We start from the raw sequence: 19,203 nt of genomic DNA on the forward strand, positions 1-19,203 counted from the left end.
GTTCGCTGGGATATCGTTCTGCAAGCGCCGGTTTCATGGTGTCCCTTACAGTGAGTGCTGGGCAGCGCATTGTTCACGATGCCCAGCAACCAGTCTGACATTTGCCGAGTGAGCAAAGCGTAGGGCTGGCGGTGCCTGTTTCGCGACTTTCATCGCGTGCTCGTAACAGGCAAAGTGCGACACCGTACGGCCCCGGGAAGAGGCGGGTCCGCTGCAAGCTTGGCCGGGCGATAGCGTGCGCGGGAGCTGGCATGCTGAGGAAAGTGATCCTCGAGGCGCCGACGATATGCCAAAAAGCATTTTCTCGGGAGCAGCCATTTTTACGGAGGAATGCCATGACGCCCCATCTCCGCGTCCTGTCTATCGTGACCAGCCTCGTCTTTTGTCTTCCCGTGCCAGCGCAAGCTGCAGGGACACTCGACAAGATAAAGGCGTCGAAAACGATTTCGCTCGGCTATCGTGAGGCGTCCATCCCGTTCTCGTATACCGGCCAGGACAGGCAACCCTGGGGCTATTCGGTAGAACTGTGCACCAAGGTGGCTGCAGCGATCGTCAGGCAGCTTGGCCTCGAAGAACTTCAGTTGCGGTGGGTGGCGGTGACCCCGGAAACGCGTATCGCCAGACTCAATTCTGGTGCGATTGATCTCGAATGTGGATCAACGACGAGTTCGTTGTCGCGCATGGAAGAGGTCGATTTCAGTCTGCCGATCTTCGTCGACGGGGGCAGCTACCTGTCTCCCTGGGCGTCCGGCATCAGGAACCTGAAGGATCTGGCCGGCAAGAAGATAGCCGTCACCGTCGGCACGACGACCGAGCAATCACTGGCCGAGGCACTGAGGGAGCACCGGGTCGGCGCCGAGATGGTCAAGGTCAGTGACCATCAGCAGGGCGTGACCGCAATGCTGCAGGGGCAAGTCGACGCTTACGCCTCGGATCGATCCTTGCTGATCGGCCTGGCTCTCGACGCAGGCAAGCAGGACACCTGGTCACTTGGCGATGAAATCTTCTCTTACGAGCCCTACGCCTTGATGCTGCGTCGCAATGACGCCGATTTCCGCCTGGCAGTGAATCGTGAGTTGGCTCGCCTCAGCCGTAGTGGCGAGATCTACGCCATTCATGATCGCTGGTTCGGTGGGCTGACCAAGCCTGGGCCAACGCTGCAGAGCCTCTATTTTCTGAACGGTTTGCCGGAGTAGGCGGCCGGCGCCACTCAACAAGGCGCGGCAGTTGCATTCGGCTGCTCGTCCGGTGCGACGATATCGCGATAGGCGTGCCACGTTGCGTGTCCGACCAGGGGCATCGCCACGATCAGACCAACGAAGAAGGTTGCGAAACCGATTCCCGCGAGGACCGCGATGCAGGCCGCCCAGAGCAACAGCGGCACGGGGTTGCGGCTACAGGCGACGAGACTGGCGATGGTCGCCGTGACCGCGTCGGTCTTGCGGTCGAACATCAGCGGCACGGCGATCACGCTGATGGCGAAGACGAAGGTGGCAAAAAAGCCGCCGACGGCAAAGTAAACGAGCGCGAAGTCGGGCTGCTCGAAAGTCAGAACCACGTGCACGACGTTGCCGAAGGTCGGCAATCCGCCTGTAAAGAAGAGCGCGAAAACGATGATCGACGCGCGTGCCCAAACCAGCAGAACGATGGCCAGCAGGGCGGCAAAGAGGCCGACATTGGCCAGGTTTGGGCGCCAGGCGGCGAGCGTCGGGGCCAGTCTGGGGGGGCTGCCATCTTCGATGCGCCGACTCAGGTCGTAGAGCCCCAGCGTCAGGAACGGGCCGAGCAGCAGGAAGCCTGTCGTGAATCCCGCAAAGAGTGCGTAGGCTTCGGCAAAAACGACCTGCATCAGCCATCCGGCGGTAGCGAAGCACGCGCCGTAAAAGAGGCTGGCAAGGCCTCCCTGGCGAAGATCGTTCCAGCCGGCACGCAGCCAGCCGACGACGGCGCCGGCTTCTACTCGGCGGATTACCGGGAAGCGGCTGGCAGGGCCTTCGGTGCCTGGCGGTTCATTGTCGCTCATCGACGGGCCTCCTTCAGTTTCACAGGATTTTCGCTTCCGCTGCCGCTCGGGGCTTGCCCTCGGGCGGCGTTTGCCGACTCACGCGTTGGTGGCAGGAGTGGAGAGTAGCACGCTCGCCGCTCAAGATACCGCTTTGCCCGCGCATGCGCCTGGAATGGCGGTTGCGCCACGCCGTGCGGCCCACGATTCATGGCCATTCTGGACGTCGAGTATCATTGCCATGTTGTCGGACAGGGGCACGCTAGCGCCGACCTATGGCTTGACTCCCGACCGCTCTCGCTTACAATTCCGGCGGTTAGCGCTCGATCTGCGCTGCGCGCACGGTTGTTTTTCTCGCTTGGCCGATTCGCCTTTTTTTTGGGGTGGCAGGCCAAGGCAAGTCGTTTTCATGCAAAGGGGTAAGAAATGGATGGTCTTCTGCTGTTGTTGGGGCGAGCTCTTGGCGTCGGTGGCCTGGTGCTGTGCGTTGTCGCGGGTGTCGTGCGCCTTGCCGGGAATTACTACCTGGGCAGCTTTGCCCTGGCGACCCTTCTGCAGGCGGGCGTCGCGGCAGTCGTCGTCGGCTGCTTCTTCCTGCTGTTGGTGCTGGCGGGCAGAGCCAATCGCTTGTAGCGTGTGACTGCCTTGCGGCACTGACAGAGGGGCACGCCGGACAGTGGCTGCTTGATCGTTGGCTCGGCCGCGGGTAGCAGGCGGTATACTGGCGGGCTATTCAACACAAGTGGTTCGCCATGTCCAAGCCGAAGAACATCGGTTTCGTTTCGCTGGGTTGCCCGAAGGCGCTGGTCGATTCCGAACAGATTCTCACCAAGTTGCGCGCCGAAGGCTATCTGATTTCACCTTCGTATGAAGGTGCCGATCTGGTCGTCGTCAACACCTGCGGTTTCATCGATGCCGCGGTCGAAGAGTCACTCGACGCTATCGGTGAGGCGCTGACCGAGAATGGCAGGGTGATCGTCACTGGCTGCCTCGGCGCCAGGGAAGAGGTGATCCGCAAGGCGCACCCGCAGGTGCTGGCGGTGACCGGCCCACATGCCGCCGACGAGGTGCTGCAGCATGTGCATGCCCACCTGCCGCAGCCGCATGACCCGTTTAGTAGTCTGGTGCCACCGCAGGGGATCAAGCTGACGCCGCAGCATTTTGCCTACCTCAAGATCTCCGAGGGTTGCAATCACAGTTGTACCTTCTGCATCATCCCTTCGATGCGCGGACCGCTGGTCAGTCGCCCGATCGGCGATGTGCTCCAGGAAGCACGGCAACTCGCCGATGCCGGCGTGCGCGAACTGCTGGTTATCTCGCAGGACACCAGCGCTTATGGTGTCGATGTCAAATACCGGACCGGCTTTGCCGGTGGTCGGCCGATGCGGACCAGGCTGCGCGAGCTCTGCGAGGCATTGGGGGAACTCGGGATCTGGGTGCGTCTGCACTACGTCTATCCGTATCCCAGCGTCGACGCTCTGGTGCCGCTGATGGCCGAGGGCAAGATACTGCCGTATCTGGACGTGCCTTTCCAACACGCCAATGCGCGTATCTTGAAGGCGATGAAGCGTCCGGCCAGTGCCGAGAACAATCTCGATCGCCTGCGGGCATGGCGGGCCGTTTGCCCCGAGATCACCGTGCGCAGCACCTTCATTGCCGGTTTTCCCGGCGAGACCGAAGCCGAGTTCGAGGATTTGCTGGCTTTCATCGAGGCGGCGCGCCTGAACCGTGTCGGTTGTTTCGCCTATTCACCGGTGGACGGTGCGGCTGCCAACGCGCTGCCCGGCGCCGTAGCGGAGGAGGTGCGCGAGGAACGGCGGCGGCGGCTGATGGAGTTGCAGGAAGATATTTCCGCCGAATTGCTGGCGGCGAAGATCGGGCGTGAAATCGACGTCCTGGTCGACGAAGTTGACGATGAAGGAACGATTGCCCGTTCGGCGGCCGATGCGCCGGAAATCGATGGCCTGGTGTTTGTTAATGGACATTTCGACGCCGAAGCCGGTGATTTCTTGCGCGTGCGCGTGCTTGATGCCGACGAGCACGATCTTTACGCCGAGGTCGTGACCAGCGGCGCCTGACGGGCATTCCAGTCCGGGCCCATGCGGCCGATCAATGGAAATTTCGACTCACCGTCGGCAGGCGGCCGAGCAGCGAGGACAGATCGACCAGGCGCCTGGCGACCAGGTGAACCACCTCGCCTTCACGCTGTACCTGCCCGAGGACACCGAGCAGGCGTGCGCCGAGCAGTTCGCGGCGCTGCGCCTCGACCAGCCGTGAATGCACGACGATGTTGGCCAGCCCGGTTTCGTCTTCCAGGGTGACGAAAACGATTCCGCTGGCGGTGCCCGGTCGCTGGCGGCAGGTGACGATTCCGGCAACACGCATGAGCTGACGGTCGGCGGCGTTCTGCAGTTCACTGGCGGAGACGAAGCGTTGTTCACTCAGCCGGGTACGCAGCAGGGTCAGTGGATGGCGACCGAGGGTGAGGCCGGTTGTGGCGTAATCGCCGATCAGATCCTCGGCTTCGGTCGGTGCGGCGAGTTCGGCGCTGGCCTCCGGCGGCGGCGACCGGCTCAGCAGATCGAGCTGCACCGCGGCCCCGGCGGCAGCCCAGGCAGCTTGCCGACGATGGCCGGCCAGATCGGCGAGTGCACCGGCAGCGGCGAGCAGTGCAAGATCCCGGTGTGCCAGTTGTGCCCGTGTCGCGAGGTCGGCGATGCTGCTCAGCGGCCGTTCGCCTCGGGCTTCGAGCAGGCGAGTGGCGGCGGCTTGCGACAGGCCTGCGATGCTGCGCAGACCGAGGCGGATGGCCGGGGCGGCGCCTTCGAATCGCGCTTCCCAATCGCTGGCGATCACCGTCGCTGGCCGCACATCGACGCCATGCCGGCGGGCGTCCTGTACCAGTTGCGAAGGCGAGTAGAAACCCATTGGCTGGCTGTTGAGCAGGGCGCAGAGAAAAGCCGCCGGATGGTGGCGCTTGAGCCACGCCGAGACGTACACCAGCAAGGCGAAAGAGGCGGCGTGCGATTCGGGGAAGCCATAGTCGCCAAAACCGCGAATCTGGGCAAAGATGCGTTGGGCAAACGCTTCATCGTGGCCACGCTGGCGCATGCCGCTGATCAGCTTCTGTTCGAAAGGCGCCAGCCCGCCCTTACGCCGCCAGGCGGCCATCGCCCGGCGCAATTGATCGGCCTCTCCGGGAGTAAAGCCGCCGGCGACCACCGCCAGTTGCATCACCTGCTCCTGGAAAATCGGTACGCCGCAGGTGCGGCCGAGCACGGCGGCGATTTCCGGGCGCATCGGCTCGATCGCTTCCTGGCCGTGCCGGCGACGCAGATAGGGATGGACCATGTCGCCCTGGATCGGGCCTGGCCTGACCAGTGCCACTTCGATCACCAGATCGTAGAAATTGCGCGGTCTGAGGCGCGGTAGCATGGCCATCTGCGCCCGCGATTCGACCTGGAAGACGCCGATCGTATCGGCGGCGCAGAGCATCTCGTAGACCGCCGGGTCTTCAGGTGGCACGTCCGGCAAGCGAATGTTGATCAGGTCGAGAGCGCGGTGGATCGCCGAGAGCATGCCGAGGGCCAGCACATCTACCTTCAGCAGCCCGAGGGCGTCGAGATCGTCCTTGTCCCACTGGATCACCGTGCGTTCTGGCATGGTGGCGTTTTCCATCGGTACCAGCCGAGCCAGTGGGCCACGTGAGATGACGAAGCCGCCGACGTGTTGCGAAAGGTGGCGTGGAAAACCGCGTAGCGCGTCGGCCAGCGCCAGCCACTTGGCGACGCGCGGTGCCGCCGGGTCGAGGCCGACCGCGTGCAGGCGAGCGGGCAGTTGCTCCCGTTTCTCCCACCAGGCCAGCGAAGCGCTCAGGGCGTCGATCTGGGCGCCGCCGAAACCGAGCGCGCGGCCGACGTCGCGCAGGGCGCCGCGGGTACGGTAAGTGATCACCGCTGCCGTCAGCGCGGCGCGTTCGCGTCCGTAGCGGGCGTAGAGGTACTGGATCACCTCTTCGCGCCGGTCGTGCTCGAAGTCGACATCGATATCCGGCGGTTCACCGCGCTCACGCGAGATGAAGCGCTCGAAAAGCAGGCTGGAACGCGCCGGGTCGACTTCGGTGATGCCCAGACAGTAACAGACCGCCGAGTTGGCCGCTGAACCGCGTCCCTGGCAGAGGATGTTCCGACTGCGCGCGAAATTGACGATGTCGTAGACCGTCAGGAAGTAGGGCTCGTAGGCGAGTTCGCCGATCAGTGCGAGTTCGTGTTCGATTCGCTCGCGCACGATGGATGGCACGGTGCCAGCGTAGCGTTGGCGCAGTCCCTTTTCGACTTCGGCGCGCAGGAAGGTCGCTGCCGTCTGGCCGTCCGGCACCACTTCGTCAGGGTATTCGTAGCGCAGTTCGCCAAGCGAGAATGTGCAGCGCTCGGCGATGGATAGCGTTTCTGCCAGCAGTTCGGGCGGGTACAGCCGTGCCAGCCGCAGGCGGTTGCGCAGATGCCGCTCGCCATTGGCAAAGAGGGCGTGGCCGGCGGCAAAGACCGTACTCTTGAGACGGATCGCCGTCAGCGTGTCCTGCAATGGGCGGCGGGCGCGCCGGTGCATGTGCACGTCGCCGGCGGCGACTGCCGGCAGGCCACTCGCCCTGGCGAGTTCGAGCAGCATGGCCAGCCGTTTCGCATCATCAGGCCCGGAAAGCAATTCGACGGCCAGCCAGGAACGCGCTGGAAAGCGTGCTGCCAGCCAGCGGCCGTCTTCCGCACTGGCGCCGGCACTCGGGATCCACAGCGCCAGGCAGTCCGGCACGGCGCCGCTGTTGCCGGCGAAGTCGCCCGGTTTCTCGAGGTCGCCGCGGAGCAGGCGGTACTGGCCCTTGACCGAGCGTCGCCGCGCCAGCGTGATCAACGCCGACAGGTTGCCGTAGCCGGCGCGGTTCTGCGCCAGCAGCACCAGCCGGCAGCCGGTGTCTGGCTCTTTGGCCAGACGAAACTCGGCGCCGATGATCAGCGGCAGGCCAGCTACGCTGGCTGCCCGATGCGCCCGTACGACGCCGGCCAGCGACGCTTCATCGCTGATCGCCAGTGCGCTGTAGCCGAGCGCCCGCGCTTGCTCGACCAGTTCTTCCGGGTGTGACGCACCACGCAGGAAGGAAAAGTTGGAGCAGCAGTGAAGTTCGGCGTAGAGCGGCAGGGCGTTGGACATGGCGATATACTGTTGTTATTTACAGTATATCTTGGTGTCCGACTTTTGTTTCTGTTGGTCACCGGTTGCGCGGTCGTTCACCGCCCGATCCAGGATTGTTGCCCGGTTTCGTCGGTTACTGCTGTTTGAGGTCGAGTTGGGCCAGGTCCACCCGTTTGCGGAATCCACGGAAGCGCAGCCACGCTTTGTGTGACAGGTGTTTGGCCAGCAGGCCCGGCGGCATCCGCAACCAGTGGGCGCGCACATAGATCAGCCAGCGGGCGAGGGTCGCCAGGCGGGAGGGATGGTCCGGGTGTCCGGGCAGCAGTGCGAGGGGAATCAGGCGATCCATCAGCGCGCCGATCGGCCAGGCGGGCGCGGCATCCGCCAGCCCGCGCAGCACATCCGCCGGAATCGGCGTGCCGAAGAGCCGTTGCGCATGGCGCAGCCCGTAGAACAACGGCCGCTGAAAACCCAGCTCGTGTGCCCGTGGCGCCAGGCCCGCCCAGAAGCCGGGCTCCTGACCATGATGGCAAAGCAGATCGTGGACATCAACCAGGTCGCGCAGGCGCAGACCCTCGTCGGGATCGCCCTCGAGAAACAGGTGCACCAGGGCGTGCAGCACCATGTCGGCAGGTGCAAGAACGCGTAGCCGCGGGTCGGCGAGCGGCCGGGCCGCCGCGAACAGCGGCGCGGGATCTGATTTCAGGTGGCTGGTTTTCGGCAACAGGCGATGGTGGATGTCGATTTCGGTGCCCCGCTCCCGGTGACGGAGCGGCGGAATCTCGTGCATCCAGACGCGGTAGTAGCGGTCGTCGTAGGGGTCGATCTCGGTCTTGAACCAGCCGCGTTCGACCAGCCTTTCCTCGATTTCGCCGATCCGCTCTTCCGGCACCAGCAGATCGACGTCGGCGAAGATGCGGCCGCGCGCCGGCGGCAACATGGCCAGCAGATAGCCGGTGCCCTTAAGCAGGATCAGCGGCACCTCGATGCCCTTGAGCGCCCACAGCAGACGGTTTACTTCCCAGGAGATCAGCGTTTTCCGGTGCTCGATGACGTTGCGCGCTGCCCGCAGGTGGGCGGCGGCGCGGGGCGGGAGTTTGCCGAGGAGATTCGCCCGGTCCAGTGCAGACTCCAGTCGCCCGAGCACCCTGGCGCGCCGGGCGACGCGCAGCAGCAGTTCCCAGTCGGCAGGCGGCAGGGCGGGCAACTGCTCGGGCGCCCGTAGCGCTTCGAGCAGGAGTCGCCGGGCGCGCCGGGTTGGGTCGTCCCGCTTAGCCATCACTTGCGCGGGAAAGTTCGTCGAGGGCGCCGACCGCCTCGTCGAGATCGGAGTAGATCAGCGAATAGGAATCGCAGGAGCGAATCATTTCGGTGACCAGCCGAAAAGCGGTTTCGTCGAGAACCTCGTAGTTGAAAGCGTTGGTCGCCACCATCAGGAAAGCCTGACTTTTGGGCATCGGTTCGAAGCTGAGCGGCGCATCGGCGACCCAGCGCGGGAAAACGAACCAGCGCGGGCGGGCCGCTTCCTGTGCTCGCCGAATGCTGTCCACGGGCGGCCGCACGTGCGCCACCGTGCCCTTGCGCGTCTTCAGGAATGACGGGCCGATGACGGCTTGCGGCCGGAATTTCCGGATCACCTCGATCGACTCGTTCTTCAGCGGGATCAGGCGCGGCAGCGGCAGCAGCATGCCATCCTCGGGCCGCACCAGGCCGAATTCGTCGGAGAGCAGGCGCCATCCCGAGTGCACCAGCGCCGTACAGAGCGTTGACTTGCCGTCTCCCGGCGAGGCGGGAAAGAGGATCGCCCGGCCATCGCGCTCGACTCCCGCCGAATGCAGCATCAGCAGGTAATGCGCACGCGTCCCCACGCACCAGTTGATACCCCATTCGAGCGCCGGAAAAGCGTGTTCGACGGTATAAGGGGCGAAGGGGAATTGCCCATCGACGCCGAAACACGCCTGGCGGCGAACCCATCGGCGCAGTCCGCTGGGTGCGCTGATCTGGACGTGAAAGTCGACGATCTCGGTCGCATCGGGCAGGGGGTACGGTTCGTAGAGCTGGTGTGCGTGCGTGGCGAAGGAGTCGAGGTTGGAGCGAATACGGAGGTTGAAGGGGCCGAACTGGAGCGCGAGCCCCTCTCCTGCCAGGCGTTCTCCCAGCTCCCGGCGACTCAGGTCACCGACGATCATCGAGTGGCGCTGGCGTCGTCCAGGTACTCGACGAGGCCCAGTTCCTCGAGCCTCTGTGTGGCGAATGAGAAATCGTCTGCGGCAAGTCCGCCCGGAGCGACGCCGAGGGCGGATTCGGTCCAGTCTTTCACCCCTGCGGTCGAGCGCGAACCTTGTTCCAAAGATTTCAGGATCAATGCGGTGGTCTCGTTGAAGACATGGGTTTCGGCGGATGAAGGCTGATAGACGATGTAGAGGTCGTCCCACGCTTGCCATTCCAGGGCGCAGCCCAGAGACGTCGTGGCGAGGCGCTCGGCGCCTGCTACGGGCGATCCCGTAGGGTGGGGATGGTTCAATAGGGTGTTCGCGACAGGCTACCGGTCGGGAGCGCTAGTGAATACCCATCGATCCAGCGGACTGGGAACTCAAAATGGCAACGGTATTGTTGGCAAAGGCTGGGCACTTCTTGTTAATGTCGGCGATTTGATAGTTGAGCGGAGTGCCGGGAGGGGGGGTGAGCACCTTGGTAGTCGTGCCTGGACAGGCATTCAGGTTCTTGACGCACACGTCGCCCGCGGCGATCCTGGAGGGGGTTTGGGGGTCGCTGCCAGTACCGTTAAGGCCAAGGCTGACCACTCTGGCGCCGGTGCACGAGGCCGCCGCCAGCGCCCCGCTGCGCAAGGTCAGCACCAGTGGCGCGAACGCGACTGCACCACGCACCAAGCGCCGCCGCTTGGCGTCGGCAGCCGAAGTCGCCACTCCGCCGAGCGCTTCGTCCCCGGGCGATACATTCATCGATTCCGGTGCTTCGTCAGCTGAGTTCATGCTTTTCATGGTGCCTCTCCAAAACAATTCTGAACCGGGTCGCCCCATTTCACGATCGACGTCTGCGTTTGCTCGATTTTCACAACCCGCATGGCCGTCTGGTCAGCTTGTCGCCGCAGAGCCCTGATTCATTGATTCTAGCCCAGTTTTCTCGAGCCAGTCACGATGATCATTACGGCGGGCAATGCTTGCCCGGACGACATCATTCTCGCTTTCCTGTTGCATCACGACTGCGGATTGCGTCACGATCCAGCGAAGGAAGCTGAATGGGCCGCTCGCCAACCCGGGGCGTGCTGTTACCAAATGGCGTCTCATGACGTACAAAGCAAATTCCATACCATAAATCAAATAATGGTATAACAACGCATAACAATCAGTGCCTTATCGCGACTCTCCGGTTTTCGAAAAAGCCCTGGAACGGCCCGGGTGTAAAAAAAACCGACACCCTGCCCGTTGCCGGTGAAGGCTGCCCCTGGCGCCTGAGCGAACCGCAACTCCCCAGCATTCGCTCGCGGACGGCAGGCGCCGTCAGAGTTTCAGACGTTCCAGCAACTCGGTTTCCAGCCGGATGCGGCTGGCGGTCATGCCCAGATCGCCGCCGCTGATCAGGAAGGTGTCCTCGACCCGTTCGCCGAGAGTGGAAATTTTTGCCGTATGCAGATTGGCGCCATGGGCGGCCAGTGTCATGGCGATGGTGTAGAGCAGACCCGGGCGGTCAGCGGCGCTGACCGAAAGCACGTAGTGCGAGCCTTTCTCGTCCGCCTCGATGGTGACCAGCGGCTGAATCGGGAAGTGTCTTACCTGCCGCGAAATACGCCCGCTACCCGGTGGTTCCAGCGGATACTGCTGACCGAGGCGGTCGGTCAATTCATGCTCGATGTAGCTGATCATCGCGCGATCGCTGTCACGTTCGCCGAGGTCGAGCAGCATGAAGCTGTCCAGCGCGTAGCCGTGACGGGTGGTGTGGATTTTGGCGTCGACGATGGTGTAACCGGCCCGGCTGAAGAAACCGACCAGGCGCGCGAACAGGTCGGGCTGGTCCCGCGCGTAGATCATGACCTCCAGCCCCTCGCCCTGCGGGTTGAGGCGCGCCTTGACCACCGGTTGTTCGACGTTCGTCCGATAGTGCAGGGCCCGGGTATGCCAGGCAATCTCCTCGGCGGAGTGACGGAGGAAATAGACGGTGTCAAGTTGCTTCCACAAGCGTTCGTGGACCGCGTCGGCAAGCGCGAAATAGCGCAACAGGCGCAGTGCTTCCTGCCGACGTTCCTCGATCAGACCTTGCCGGACGGGTACGTCGCCGCCGGCGAGCAGGTTGCGGCAGGTGCTTCTGAACAGTTGTTCGAGTAACTGTCCTTTCCAGCTATTCCAGACTTTCGGGCTGGTGCCGCGGACATCGGCCACGGTAAACAGATAGAGCGCCGTCAGGTGGCGTTCATTCTTGACCGTCGCGGCAAAGGCGCCGACCACGTCCGGGTCGGAGATGTCCTGCTTCTGGGCAACGGTGGACATCAGCAAGTGCTGTTGCACGAGCCAGACAACCAGTTCGCTGTCGTCGGCGTCGAGGCCGTGATTGGTGCAGAACTCGGCAGCATCGACGGCGCCCAGTTGCGAGTGATCGCCCCCTCGGCCCTTGGCAATGTCGTGGAAAATGGCGGCGATGTAGAGGACCCAGGGGCGGTGAAAGTCGCCGATCAATTCGCTGCACAAGGGGTACTCGTGCGTAAACTCGTCGGCGAGAAAGCGGCGCAGGTTGCGCAGAACCTGCAGGATGTGTTGGTCGACCGTATAGACATGGAACAGGTCGTGCTGCATCTGGCCGACGATCTTGCCGAAATTGGGTAGATAGCGCCCAAGGATCCCGAACTGGTTCATCCGTCGAAGCTCATGCAGGACGCCGCGCGGCTGCTGCAGGATTTCGAGAAAACGCTGTCGATTGCCGGCGTCTCGGCGGAAGTTGTCGTCGATCAGTGTGCGGGCGTGCCAGAGGGCTCGCAGCGTGCGCGCGGTCATGCCCTGCAACTCGGGGTGCCTTTCCATCAACAGAAAAGCGTCGAGAATGACAGCAGGTTCCCTGTGGAACACTTCTTCGTCGACCACGTCGAGCAAGTCGTGGGTATTCTGGAAACGGTCATTGATCGCCCGTGGTGGCCGATCCGGCAGCGGTGATAGGGCAGTCCCGATATTCAGTAGCAAGATGGTGTTGATCTGCGTGATTTCTTTCGCCGTGCGGTAATAACGCTGCATCAGATACTCGCTGGCTCGGCGCGTAGGGGTTGCCTTGTAGCCCAGTTGTTCGGCGAGCGCCGTCTGGTAGTCGAAGAGGAGCCGGTCTTCACGGCGGCCGACGTGAATGTGCAGCCGGGTTCGCAACTGCTGCAGGAACCCGAGGCAGCCCTTCAATTGCTCTTCTTCTTCTTGAGTGAGGAAACCGTAGCGCGCCAGATCATCCCAGGTGTTGCCGTATCCTGCTGCACTGGCGATCCACAGGATCATCTGCAAATCGCGCAGCCCGCCTGGGCCTTCCTTGCAGTTGGGTTCCAGGCTGTAGGGCGTATCGTAATAGCGCTGGTGGCGTTCGTCCTGTTCGCTTCGTTTGGCTTCGAAGAAGGCATGCGGGTCAAGAATCTCTTCGAGTGCCGTCGAGAACTCGCGAAAGAGCGTCTCACTGCCAATCAGCAGGCGAGCTTCGAGCAGCGCGGTCTGGATCGTGAGGTCGCCGGCAGCCGCGTGCGAGCACTCGTCAACGGTGCGCACGCTGGGCGCCATCTCCAGACCGATATCGTAGAACAGAGTGACCGCTCGCTCCAGTTGCGCGGTCAAGACGTCATCGGGCGCTGCCGGGAGAAGAAACAGCAGGTCGACGTCGGAGGCGGGATAGAGTTCGCCTCGCCCGTAGCCACCGACGGCGAGCAGGGCCAGTGAGGCAGGCAAGTCCAGGGCCCGCCAGAGGTCGCAAAGGACTTTGTCGATCAGCCGGCAGCGCTCCTGCAGCAGGCGCGGCGCATCACCGCCGGCAAGATAGCGGGCGCGGATTTCGCCCTGGCCCAGTTGCAAATGGGAGCGATAGTGGGCAATCAGAGCTAAAGGATCGACCGTGTCCGTGTCGACATCCATGCGTCAGGACCCGATCCCGTCTGGTGGCCGGCGCGTACCCGCGGATACGGTGAGAACGTCGTAACCTGTTTCGGTGACCAGGATGGTGTGCTCCCATTGCGCGGACAGGCTGTGATCCTTGGTAACGATGGTCCAGCCATCCGCCATGGTGCGGATCGCCGCCTTGCCGGCATTGATCATCGGCTCAATGGTAAAGACCATCCCCGTTTCGAGCCGGATGCCGGTGTGAGGGCGGCCATAGTGAAGAACCTGCGGTTCTTCGTGGAACTTGGCGCCGATGCCGTGACCGCAGAATTCGCGGACCACCGAATAGCCGGATTTCTCTGCCTGCTGCTGGATGGCGTGACCGATGTCGCCCAGGTGTGCGCCGGCCTTGACCCGTTCGATACCGAGCCAGAGGCACTCGAAGGTGATTTCGCAGAGCCGTCTCGCCTGAACCGAGGTTTCACCGATCTGGAACATGCGGCTGCTGTCGCCATGATAGCCATCCTTGATCACGGTGATATCAAGATTGAGGATGTCGCCGTTTTTCAGTTGCCGGTCTCCGGGGACGCCGTGACAGACCTGATGGTTTACCGAGGTGCAGGTTGATTTGGGATAAGGCTTGTAGCCCGGTGGGGCGTAGTTGAGCGGCGCCGGGATGCTACCTTGAACATCCACCATGTAGTCGTGGCAGAGGCGATCAATCTCTCCGGTGGTGATGCCCGATCGGATGTGCGGCGTGATGTAGTCGAGCACCTCCGCCGTCAGGCGGCCAGCGACGCGCATCTTTTCGATTTCTTGGGGGGTCTTCAGTGTAATGGTCATGCGTTCAGGTCAGCGCCAAGGTGGGGAGGAACGAAGAATAAAGGAAGCGTGGGGCTTAGGCAATTTGAGCGATGGCCCGGGCGCGCCTCGCCAGCTCGTCGACAGTCGGGCTGAAAAGTGCCTTCGGATTTGAACTTTCGCCGCGCTTGGTGGTAACATCGCCCGGTTTTGCTGGCCCGCGTCAGCAAAACCGGAAAGCGTGCCCTGATGGTGCGCCAGGTGTGCCAAGGTGGTACGCCTTATTACGCACATTCGCCTGTTCAAGGGTGTCTGCCAGAAAAAACACGGCAGACTGTAGCTGGGCGGATGGTGGTCCAACCCTGATATTGAGAGTAAAAACATATGTCTACCACAATGCGTCAGATGCTCGAGGCCGGCGTTCACTTCGGTCACCAGACACGATTCTGGAATCCCAAGATGGCGCCGTACATCTTTGGTGCCCGCAACAAGATCCACATCGTCAACCTTGAGAGTACGCTTGCCAAATATAACGAAGCGATGTCCTTCGTGCGCAAGCTGTCTGCCAACAAGGGCAACATCCTGTTCGTCGGAACCAAGCGTCAGGCTCGCGAAATCGTCGCCGAGGAAGCTGCGCGTTGCGCTTCCCCGTACGTCGACCAGCGTTGGCTGGGCGGCATGCTGACCAACTTCAAGACCATCAAGCTGTCGATCAAGCGCCTGAAGGAAATGGAAGGCATGGTTGAAGATGGTTCTCTTGAGCGGCTCGGGAAGAAAGAGGCGCTGATGACCACGCGCGAGCTCGACAAGATGCACAAGTCGATCGGTGGCATCAAGGATATGGTCACGCTGCCCGATGCCTTGTTCGTGATTGATGTCGGTTACCACAAGATTGCCATCACCGAAGCCAGCAAACTGGGTATCCCGGTCGTGGCGGTGGTTGATACCAACCATTCGCCTGAAGGCGTCGACTATGTGATCCCGGGTAACGATGATTCTTCACGTGCCATCCGTCTGTACGCGCGTGGCGTTGCCGATGCGGTTCTCGAAGGGCGTAACCAGTTTGTCGAGGAAATCATCGAAGCCGTTTCGGGTGACGAGTTCATCGAAGAGCCGGACGACAGCTGATCGCCGCCTGCCTTGGCCGTGCGTCCCGGAAACGGGCCGGCCAGTCTGTTTGTCTTGAAGGTGTTCAGTGAGGCGCGGCCGGCACTTCCGGCCGTGTCCGCAAGTGGAGAGTGAAATGGCGGATATTACCGCAAGCATGGTGAAAGAGCTGCGCGAAAGAACCGACGCGCCGATGATGGAGTGCAAGAGAGCGCTGACCGAGGCTGCCGGCGACATGAGCAAGGCCGAAGAACTGCTGCGCGTCAAGCTTGGCTCGAAGGCGAGCAAGGCGGCGAGTCGCATTACCGCCGAGGGGGTCGTGGCGATCCATCTGTCGGACGACGGCACGCTGGGTGCGATGATCGAAATCAACTGCGAAACCGACTTTGTCGCCAAGAACGACGATTTCCTGAAGCTGGCCAGCGATTGTGCAGCCCTGGTTGCCAAGCACGACCCGGCTGACGTCGCCGCCTTGTCGGCTTTGCCGATGGCTGGCGGGAGCGTCGAATCGACGCGTACCGCGCTGGTCGGCAAGATCGGCGAGAACCTGTCGATCCGTCGCTTCGTTCGCATGCAGGCGACGGGAAAACTCGCTTCCTACGTTCATGGCGGTGCCAGGATTGGCGTTTTCCTCGATCGCGTTGGCGGTGACGACCAGTTGGGCAAGGATCTTGCCATGCATATCGCCGCATCCAAGCCGAAGGCGCTGGACGCGACCGGTGTCGCGGCCGAATTGATCGATAGCGAGCGTCGTGTCGCAATCGAGAAGGCGAAAGAGGCCGGCAAGCCGGAAGCGATGATCGAGAAGATCGCCGAAGGATCGGTGCAGAAATTCCTCAATGAAGTCACGCTGCTCGGTCAGGTTTTCGTCAAGGCCGAAGACGGCAAGCAAACGATCGCCCAGTTGCTCAAGGCCAAGGGTGCTTCGGTTGCTGGTTTCACGTTGTTCGTGGTCGGTGAAGGCATTGCGAGAAGAAGTAATGACTTTGCGGCCGAAGTTGCTGCCCAGGCCGCTGCGGCCCAGAAGTAGGCGACCGCCAGCAATTGACCCAAGCTGCCCAAAGGAGCCAGACGCCGATGTCCGAAAATTCGCCGAAGTACAAACGTATCCTGCTCAAGCTCTCCGGTGAAGCCCTCATGGGGGCTGATGCGTACGGCATCAACCGCCAGACGATCTCCGGCATCGTGGCGGAGATAAAGGTGATTGTCGATATGGGCGTGCAGGTCGGCGTGGTGATCGGTGGCGGCAATATCTTTCGCGGCCTTGCGCCTGCGGCCACTGGCATGGACCGTGCGCAGGCAGATTACATGGGCATGCTGGCGACGGTAATGAACGGCCTGGCGCTACATGATGCCATGCGTGCCGCCGGCATGGCATCACGCGTGCAGTCGGCGCTGAATATCGAGCAAGTGGTAGAGCCGTACATTCGTGCGCGGGCAATCCGTTACCTGGAGCAGGGCCGGACCGTGATTTTCGCGGCCGGGACCGGTAACCCGTTTTTCACGACCGATACCGCGGCAGCCTTGCGTGGAGCAGAAATCGGTGCTGAAATCGTGCTCAAGGCGACCAAGGTCGACGGTATCTATTCCGCCGACCCCAAGAAGGATCCGCTGGCCATACGGTACGAACGGATCAGTTTTGACGAGGCGATTGCGCAGAACCTTGCGGTAATGGATGCCACTGCTTTTGCCCTGTGTCGAGACCAGAAGTTGCCGATCAACGTTTTCTCGATTTTCAAACCGGGCGCGCTGGAGCGGGTTACGATGGGTGAAAACGAAGGCACCCTGGTGTATTGCTGACGGAGAAGCAGATGTCGATAGCAGACGTGAAGAAGGTTACCGAGCGAAAGATGCAGAAGTCGCTCGAGGCTCTCAAGACCGACCTGGCGAAAGTGCGGACCGGGCGCGCTCACACCGGCTTGCTCGACCATGTGCAGGTTGAGTACTACGGCTCGATGGTGCCGATCAACACGGTGTCCAGCGTGACCCTGATCGATGCCCGTGCACTCGGTGTGCAGACCTGGGAAAAAGGCTTGGCAGCGAAGGTCGAAAAGGCCATTCGTGATTGCGATCTGGGTCTCAATCCCTCCTCGCAAGGCGATCTGATTCGTGTGCCGATGCCGGCGCTGACCGAAGACAGGCGCAAGGAACTGATCAAAGTGGTCAAGGGTGAGGCCGAGGGAGCAAAGGTCGCCCTGCGGAACTTGCGACGTGACGCGATTGCGACTCTGAAAGAGATGCTCAAGAACAAGGAGTGCTCCGAGGATGAGGAGCATCGCGCTCAGGACGAAATTCAGAAACTCACCGATCGGCACGTTGCGGAAGTCGAACAGCAACTCAGTCACAAGGAAACCGAGTTGATGGCCATCTAGCATTGCCGGACGAGTAATCGAATATGGCTCTTTTTGGCAGTTCCACCCGGGACGTTCCGGCGACGTCGGCGGTCCCGCGGCATGTGGCCATCATCATGGACGGCAATGGGCGCTGGGCCAGGAAGCGCTTGCTGCCTCGCTTTGCCGGCCACCATCGCGGTGTCGAGACCGTTCGTGCCATGGTTCGTGCCTGTCTGGAGCGAGGCATCGAGTATCTGACCTTGTTTGCTTTCAGCTCGGAGAACTGGCGTCGCCCGCAAGAGGAGGTTTCCCTGCTGATGGACCTCTTCGTTCACGCCCTCAAGGATGAGGTCGGCAAGCTCGACCGCAACGGTGTGCGCTTGCGTGTGGTTGGCGACCTGTCACGTTTCGAACCGGGTCTGCAGACGCTGATCCATGACTCGGAGCGCGGGACGGCAGCCAACAGCCGACTGGTCCTGACCATCGCGGCGAACTACGGTGGGCGCTGGGACATCCTTCAGGCGGTCAACCGGATGCTGCACGCTGACCCGGGTAAGGTCGGGGAATGGCGAGAGAGCGATCTCGCTCCGCACCTGGCCATGAGCTACGCGCCCGAGCCCGATCTGTTCATCCGCACGGGTGGAGAGCAGCGGATCAGCAATTTCCTGCTCTGGCAGCTGGCGTATTCCGAGTTCTACTTCACCGATGTGCTCTGGCCCGAGTTTGACTCGACGGTCTTTGAGGCGGCGCTGCTCTCCTATCGGCAGCGCGAACGTCGGTTCGGGCGAACCAGTGAGCAGCTGATCGGGAGTCCGACGGCTCCGGCTTCACCGACAGGTCCGCGCATAGATGCTTAGGACGCGGGTGATCACCGCGCTCTTCCTGCTTGCCGGTTTCTTCTCCGCACTGTTCTATTTGCCGCCCCTGGGTTGGCTGATGCTCGCTACTGCGGTAGCCGCCATCGCTGCCTGGGAGTGGGGCGGTTTGATGCGCCTCGGGGGGGGGCTGCGGCTCGCTTTCGGCGTCCTGCTGGTCGTCCTGTGTGCGGCTCTCGGCGCGCTCGAACCGGCGGCTGTCGGTCTTGGCGGAGAGTTTTCGGCGGCAGCATGGCGTCTGGGTGTGTGGTGCTATCTGCCCGCTGCGGTTTTCTGGCTGCTCGCCGTGCCGGTCTGGCTGAAGCAACGCTGGCCGCTATCGAACGCGGCGGTCGGCGTGGCGACAGGCATCCTGCTCATCTTGCCGACCTGGCTGGCGCTGGTTCAGCTACGTCAGGCTGGACCGTTGGCCTTGCTGGCGATCATGGGCGTCGTCTGGCTGGCGGATATCGGGGCCTATTTTGCCGGCCGGCGCTTCGGCAAGCACAAGCTGGCGCCCACCATCAGCCCGGGCAAGACCTGGGAAGGAGCGCTTGGCGGCGGTGTCGCGGTCCTTGCCTATGGCTTCCTGCTGTCATCGAAGCTGCCGGCAGTTCTGGCCAGCAACTACCTGCTGCTGGTCGTGGTCCTGGTTCTGTTGACCATCATCAGTGTTCTTGGTGACCTGTTCGAGTCGCTGCTCAAGCGCCAGGCGGGCCTGAAGGACAGCAGTAACGTACTGCCGGGTCATGGTGGTGTGCTCGACCGCATCGACAGCCTCACCTCGACCCTGCCGCTGGTTGCGCTGGTCTGGCTGGTCGCGTTGCATTGAGATCTTCGGGGAG

At 62.4% G+C, this 19,203-nt stretch carries 17 protein-coding genes; 9 read left to right on the forward strand and 8 right to left on the reverse strand.

All coding sequences use genetic code 11. The features are described 5' to 3' along the window. The first annotated feature begins 335 nt into the window (after positions 1 to 335). Complete coding sequence (locus tag RUW20_RS19915; protein WP_313953961.1) at positions 336 to 1,196, forward strand: amino acid ABC transporter substrate-binding protein; 861 nt, start codon at positions 336 to 338, stop codon at positions 1,194 to 1,196. A gap of 14 nt (positions 1,197 to 1,210) precedes the next feature. Here RUW20_RS19915 and RUW20_RS19920 read toward each other — a convergent pair whose 3' ends face one another. After that, positions 1,211 to 2,023: a DUF2189 domain-containing protein gene (locus tag RUW20_RS19920; RefSeq protein ID WP_313953962.1), complete on the reverse strand. Its 813-nt coding sequence runs from the start codon at positions 2,021 to 2,023 to the stop codon at positions 1,211 to 1,213. A gap of 405 nt (positions 2,024 to 2,428) precedes the next feature. On the opposite strand from RUW20_RS19920, the gene RUW20_RS19925 reads away from it, so the two are divergent. Beyond that, positions 2,429 to 2,635 (forward strand): hypothetical protein, encoded by a 207-nt coding sequence (locus tag RUW20_RS19925; RefSeq protein ID WP_313953963.1) that lies wholly within the window; start codon positions 2,429 to 2,431, stop codon positions 2,633 to 2,635. Between the two features lie 119 nt (positions 2,636 to 2,754). Beyond that, a complete protein-coding gene (gene rimO / locus RUW20_RS19930; RefSeq protein WP_313953964.1) occupies positions 2,755 to 4,080 on the forward strand; it encodes a 30S ribosomal protein S12 methylthiotransferase RimO in 1,326 nt (441 codons plus the stop codon). Positions 4,081 to 4,111: 31 nt separating this feature from the next. Here the strand turns inward: rimO and RUW20_RS19935 are convergent, their stop codons facing one another. The 7 genes from RUW20_RS19935 to map all read right to left on the reverse strand — a co-directional run bounded on the left by RUW20_RS19935 (position 4,112) and on the right by map (position 14,106). Next, the gene (locus RUW20_RS19935; RefSeq protein ID WP_313953965.1) at positions 4,112 to 7,207 is read right to left on the reverse strand and encodes an error-prone DNA polymerase; all 3,096 of its coding nucleotides are present in this window, start codon (positions 7,205 to 7,207) and stop codon (positions 4,112 to 4,114) included. A 115-nt stretch (positions 7,208 to 7,322) separates the two neighbouring features. Then, positions 7,323 to 8,468 carry a nucleotidyltransferase family protein gene (locus RUW20_RS19940; protein ID WP_313953966.1) on the reverse strand — a complete coding sequence of 382 codons (1,146 nt, stop codon included), beginning with the start codon at positions 8,466 to 8,468 and terminating at the stop codon, positions 7,323 to 7,325. Continuing rightward, complete coding sequence (locus RUW20_RS19945; RefSeq protein ID WP_313953967.1) at positions 8,461 to 9,378, reverse strand: HprK-related kinase A; 918 nt, start codon at positions 9,376 to 9,378, stop codon at positions 8,461 to 8,463. The genes RUW20_RS19940 and RUW20_RS19945 overlap by 8 nt, the downstream gene beginning before the upstream one ends. Further along, positions 9,375 to 9,713 (reverse strand): HPr-rel-A system PqqD family peptide chaperone, encoded by a 339-nt coding sequence (locus tag RUW20_RS19950; protein WP_313953968.1) that lies wholly within the window; start codon positions 9,711 to 9,713, stop codon positions 9,375 to 9,377. The genes RUW20_RS19945 and RUW20_RS19950 overlap by 4 nt, the downstream gene beginning before the upstream one ends. Positions 9,714 to 9,747: 34 nt before the next feature. Beyond that, on the reverse strand, positions 9,748 to 10,191 hold the full coding sequence (locus RUW20_RS19955) for a hypothetical protein (RefSeq protein ID WP_313953969.1): 444 nt from the start codon (positions 10,189 to 10,191) through the stop codon (positions 9,748 to 9,750). A 519-nt stretch (positions 10,192 to 10,710) separates the two neighbouring features. Then, positions 10,711 to 13,299 carry a [protein-PII] uridylyltransferase gene (locus tag RUW20_RS19960; protein ID WP_313953970.1) on the reverse strand — a complete coding sequence of 863 codons (2,589 nt, stop codon included), beginning with the start codon at positions 13,297 to 13,299 and terminating at the stop codon, positions 10,711 to 10,713. Positions 13,300 to 13,302: 3 nt separating this feature from the next. Next, complete coding sequence (gene map / locus RUW20_RS19965; RefSeq protein WP_313953971.1) at positions 13,303 to 14,106, reverse strand: type I methionyl aminopeptidase; 804 nt, start codon at positions 14,104 to 14,106, stop codon at positions 13,303 to 13,305. Positions 14,107 to 14,448: 342 nt separating this feature from the next. On the opposite strand from map, the gene rpsB reads away from it, so the two are divergent. The 6 genes from rpsB (at position 14,449) to RUW20_RS19995 (ending at position 19,190) form a co-directional block, all read left to right on the forward strand. Then, complete coding sequence (rpsB, locus tag RUW20_RS19970; protein WP_313953972.1) at positions 14,449 to 15,192, forward strand: 30S ribosomal protein S2; 744 nt, start codon at positions 14,449 to 14,451, stop codon at positions 15,190 to 15,192. Between the two features lie 115 nt (positions 15,193 to 15,307). After that, positions 15,308 to 16,201 carry a translation elongation factor Ts gene (tsf, locus tag RUW20_RS19975; RefSeq protein ID WP_313953973.1) on the forward strand — a complete coding sequence of 298 codons (894 nt, stop codon included), beginning with the start codon at positions 15,308 to 15,310 and terminating at the stop codon, positions 16,199 to 16,201. Positions 16,202 to 16,248: 47 nt separating this feature from the next. Further along, positions 16,249 to 16,971 carry a UMP kinase gene (pyrH, locus tag RUW20_RS19980; RefSeq protein WP_313954048.1) on the forward strand — a complete coding sequence of 241 codons (723 nt, stop codon included), beginning with the start codon at positions 16,249 to 16,251 and terminating at the stop codon, positions 16,969 to 16,971. 11 nt (positions 16,972 to 16,982) lie between these two features. Further along, entirely contained in the window at positions 16,983 to 17,543 is a 561-nt protein-coding gene (gene frr, locus RUW20_RS19985; protein ID WP_313953974.1) for a ribosome recycling factor, read from the forward strand. 23 nt (positions 17,544 to 17,566) lie between these two features. Continuing rightward, entirely contained in the window at positions 17,567 to 18,361 is a 795-nt protein-coding gene (gene uppS, locus RUW20_RS19990) for a polyprenyl diphosphate synthase (RefSeq protein ID WP_313953975.1), read from the forward strand. After that, on the forward strand, positions 18,354 to 19,190 hold the full coding sequence (locus RUW20_RS19995; protein ID WP_313953976.1) for a phosphatidate cytidylyltransferase: 837 nt from the start codon (positions 18,354 to 18,356) through the stop codon (positions 19,188 to 19,190). The genes uppS and RUW20_RS19995 overlap by 8 nt, the downstream gene beginning before the upstream one ends. Positions 19,191 to 19,203 lie beyond the last annotated feature (13 nt).

The organism is Accumulibacter sp. (assembly GCF_032229525.1).
Taxonomy (GTDB): Bacteria; Pseudomonadota; Gammaproteobacteria; order Burkholderiales; family Rhodocyclaceae; genus Accumulibacter.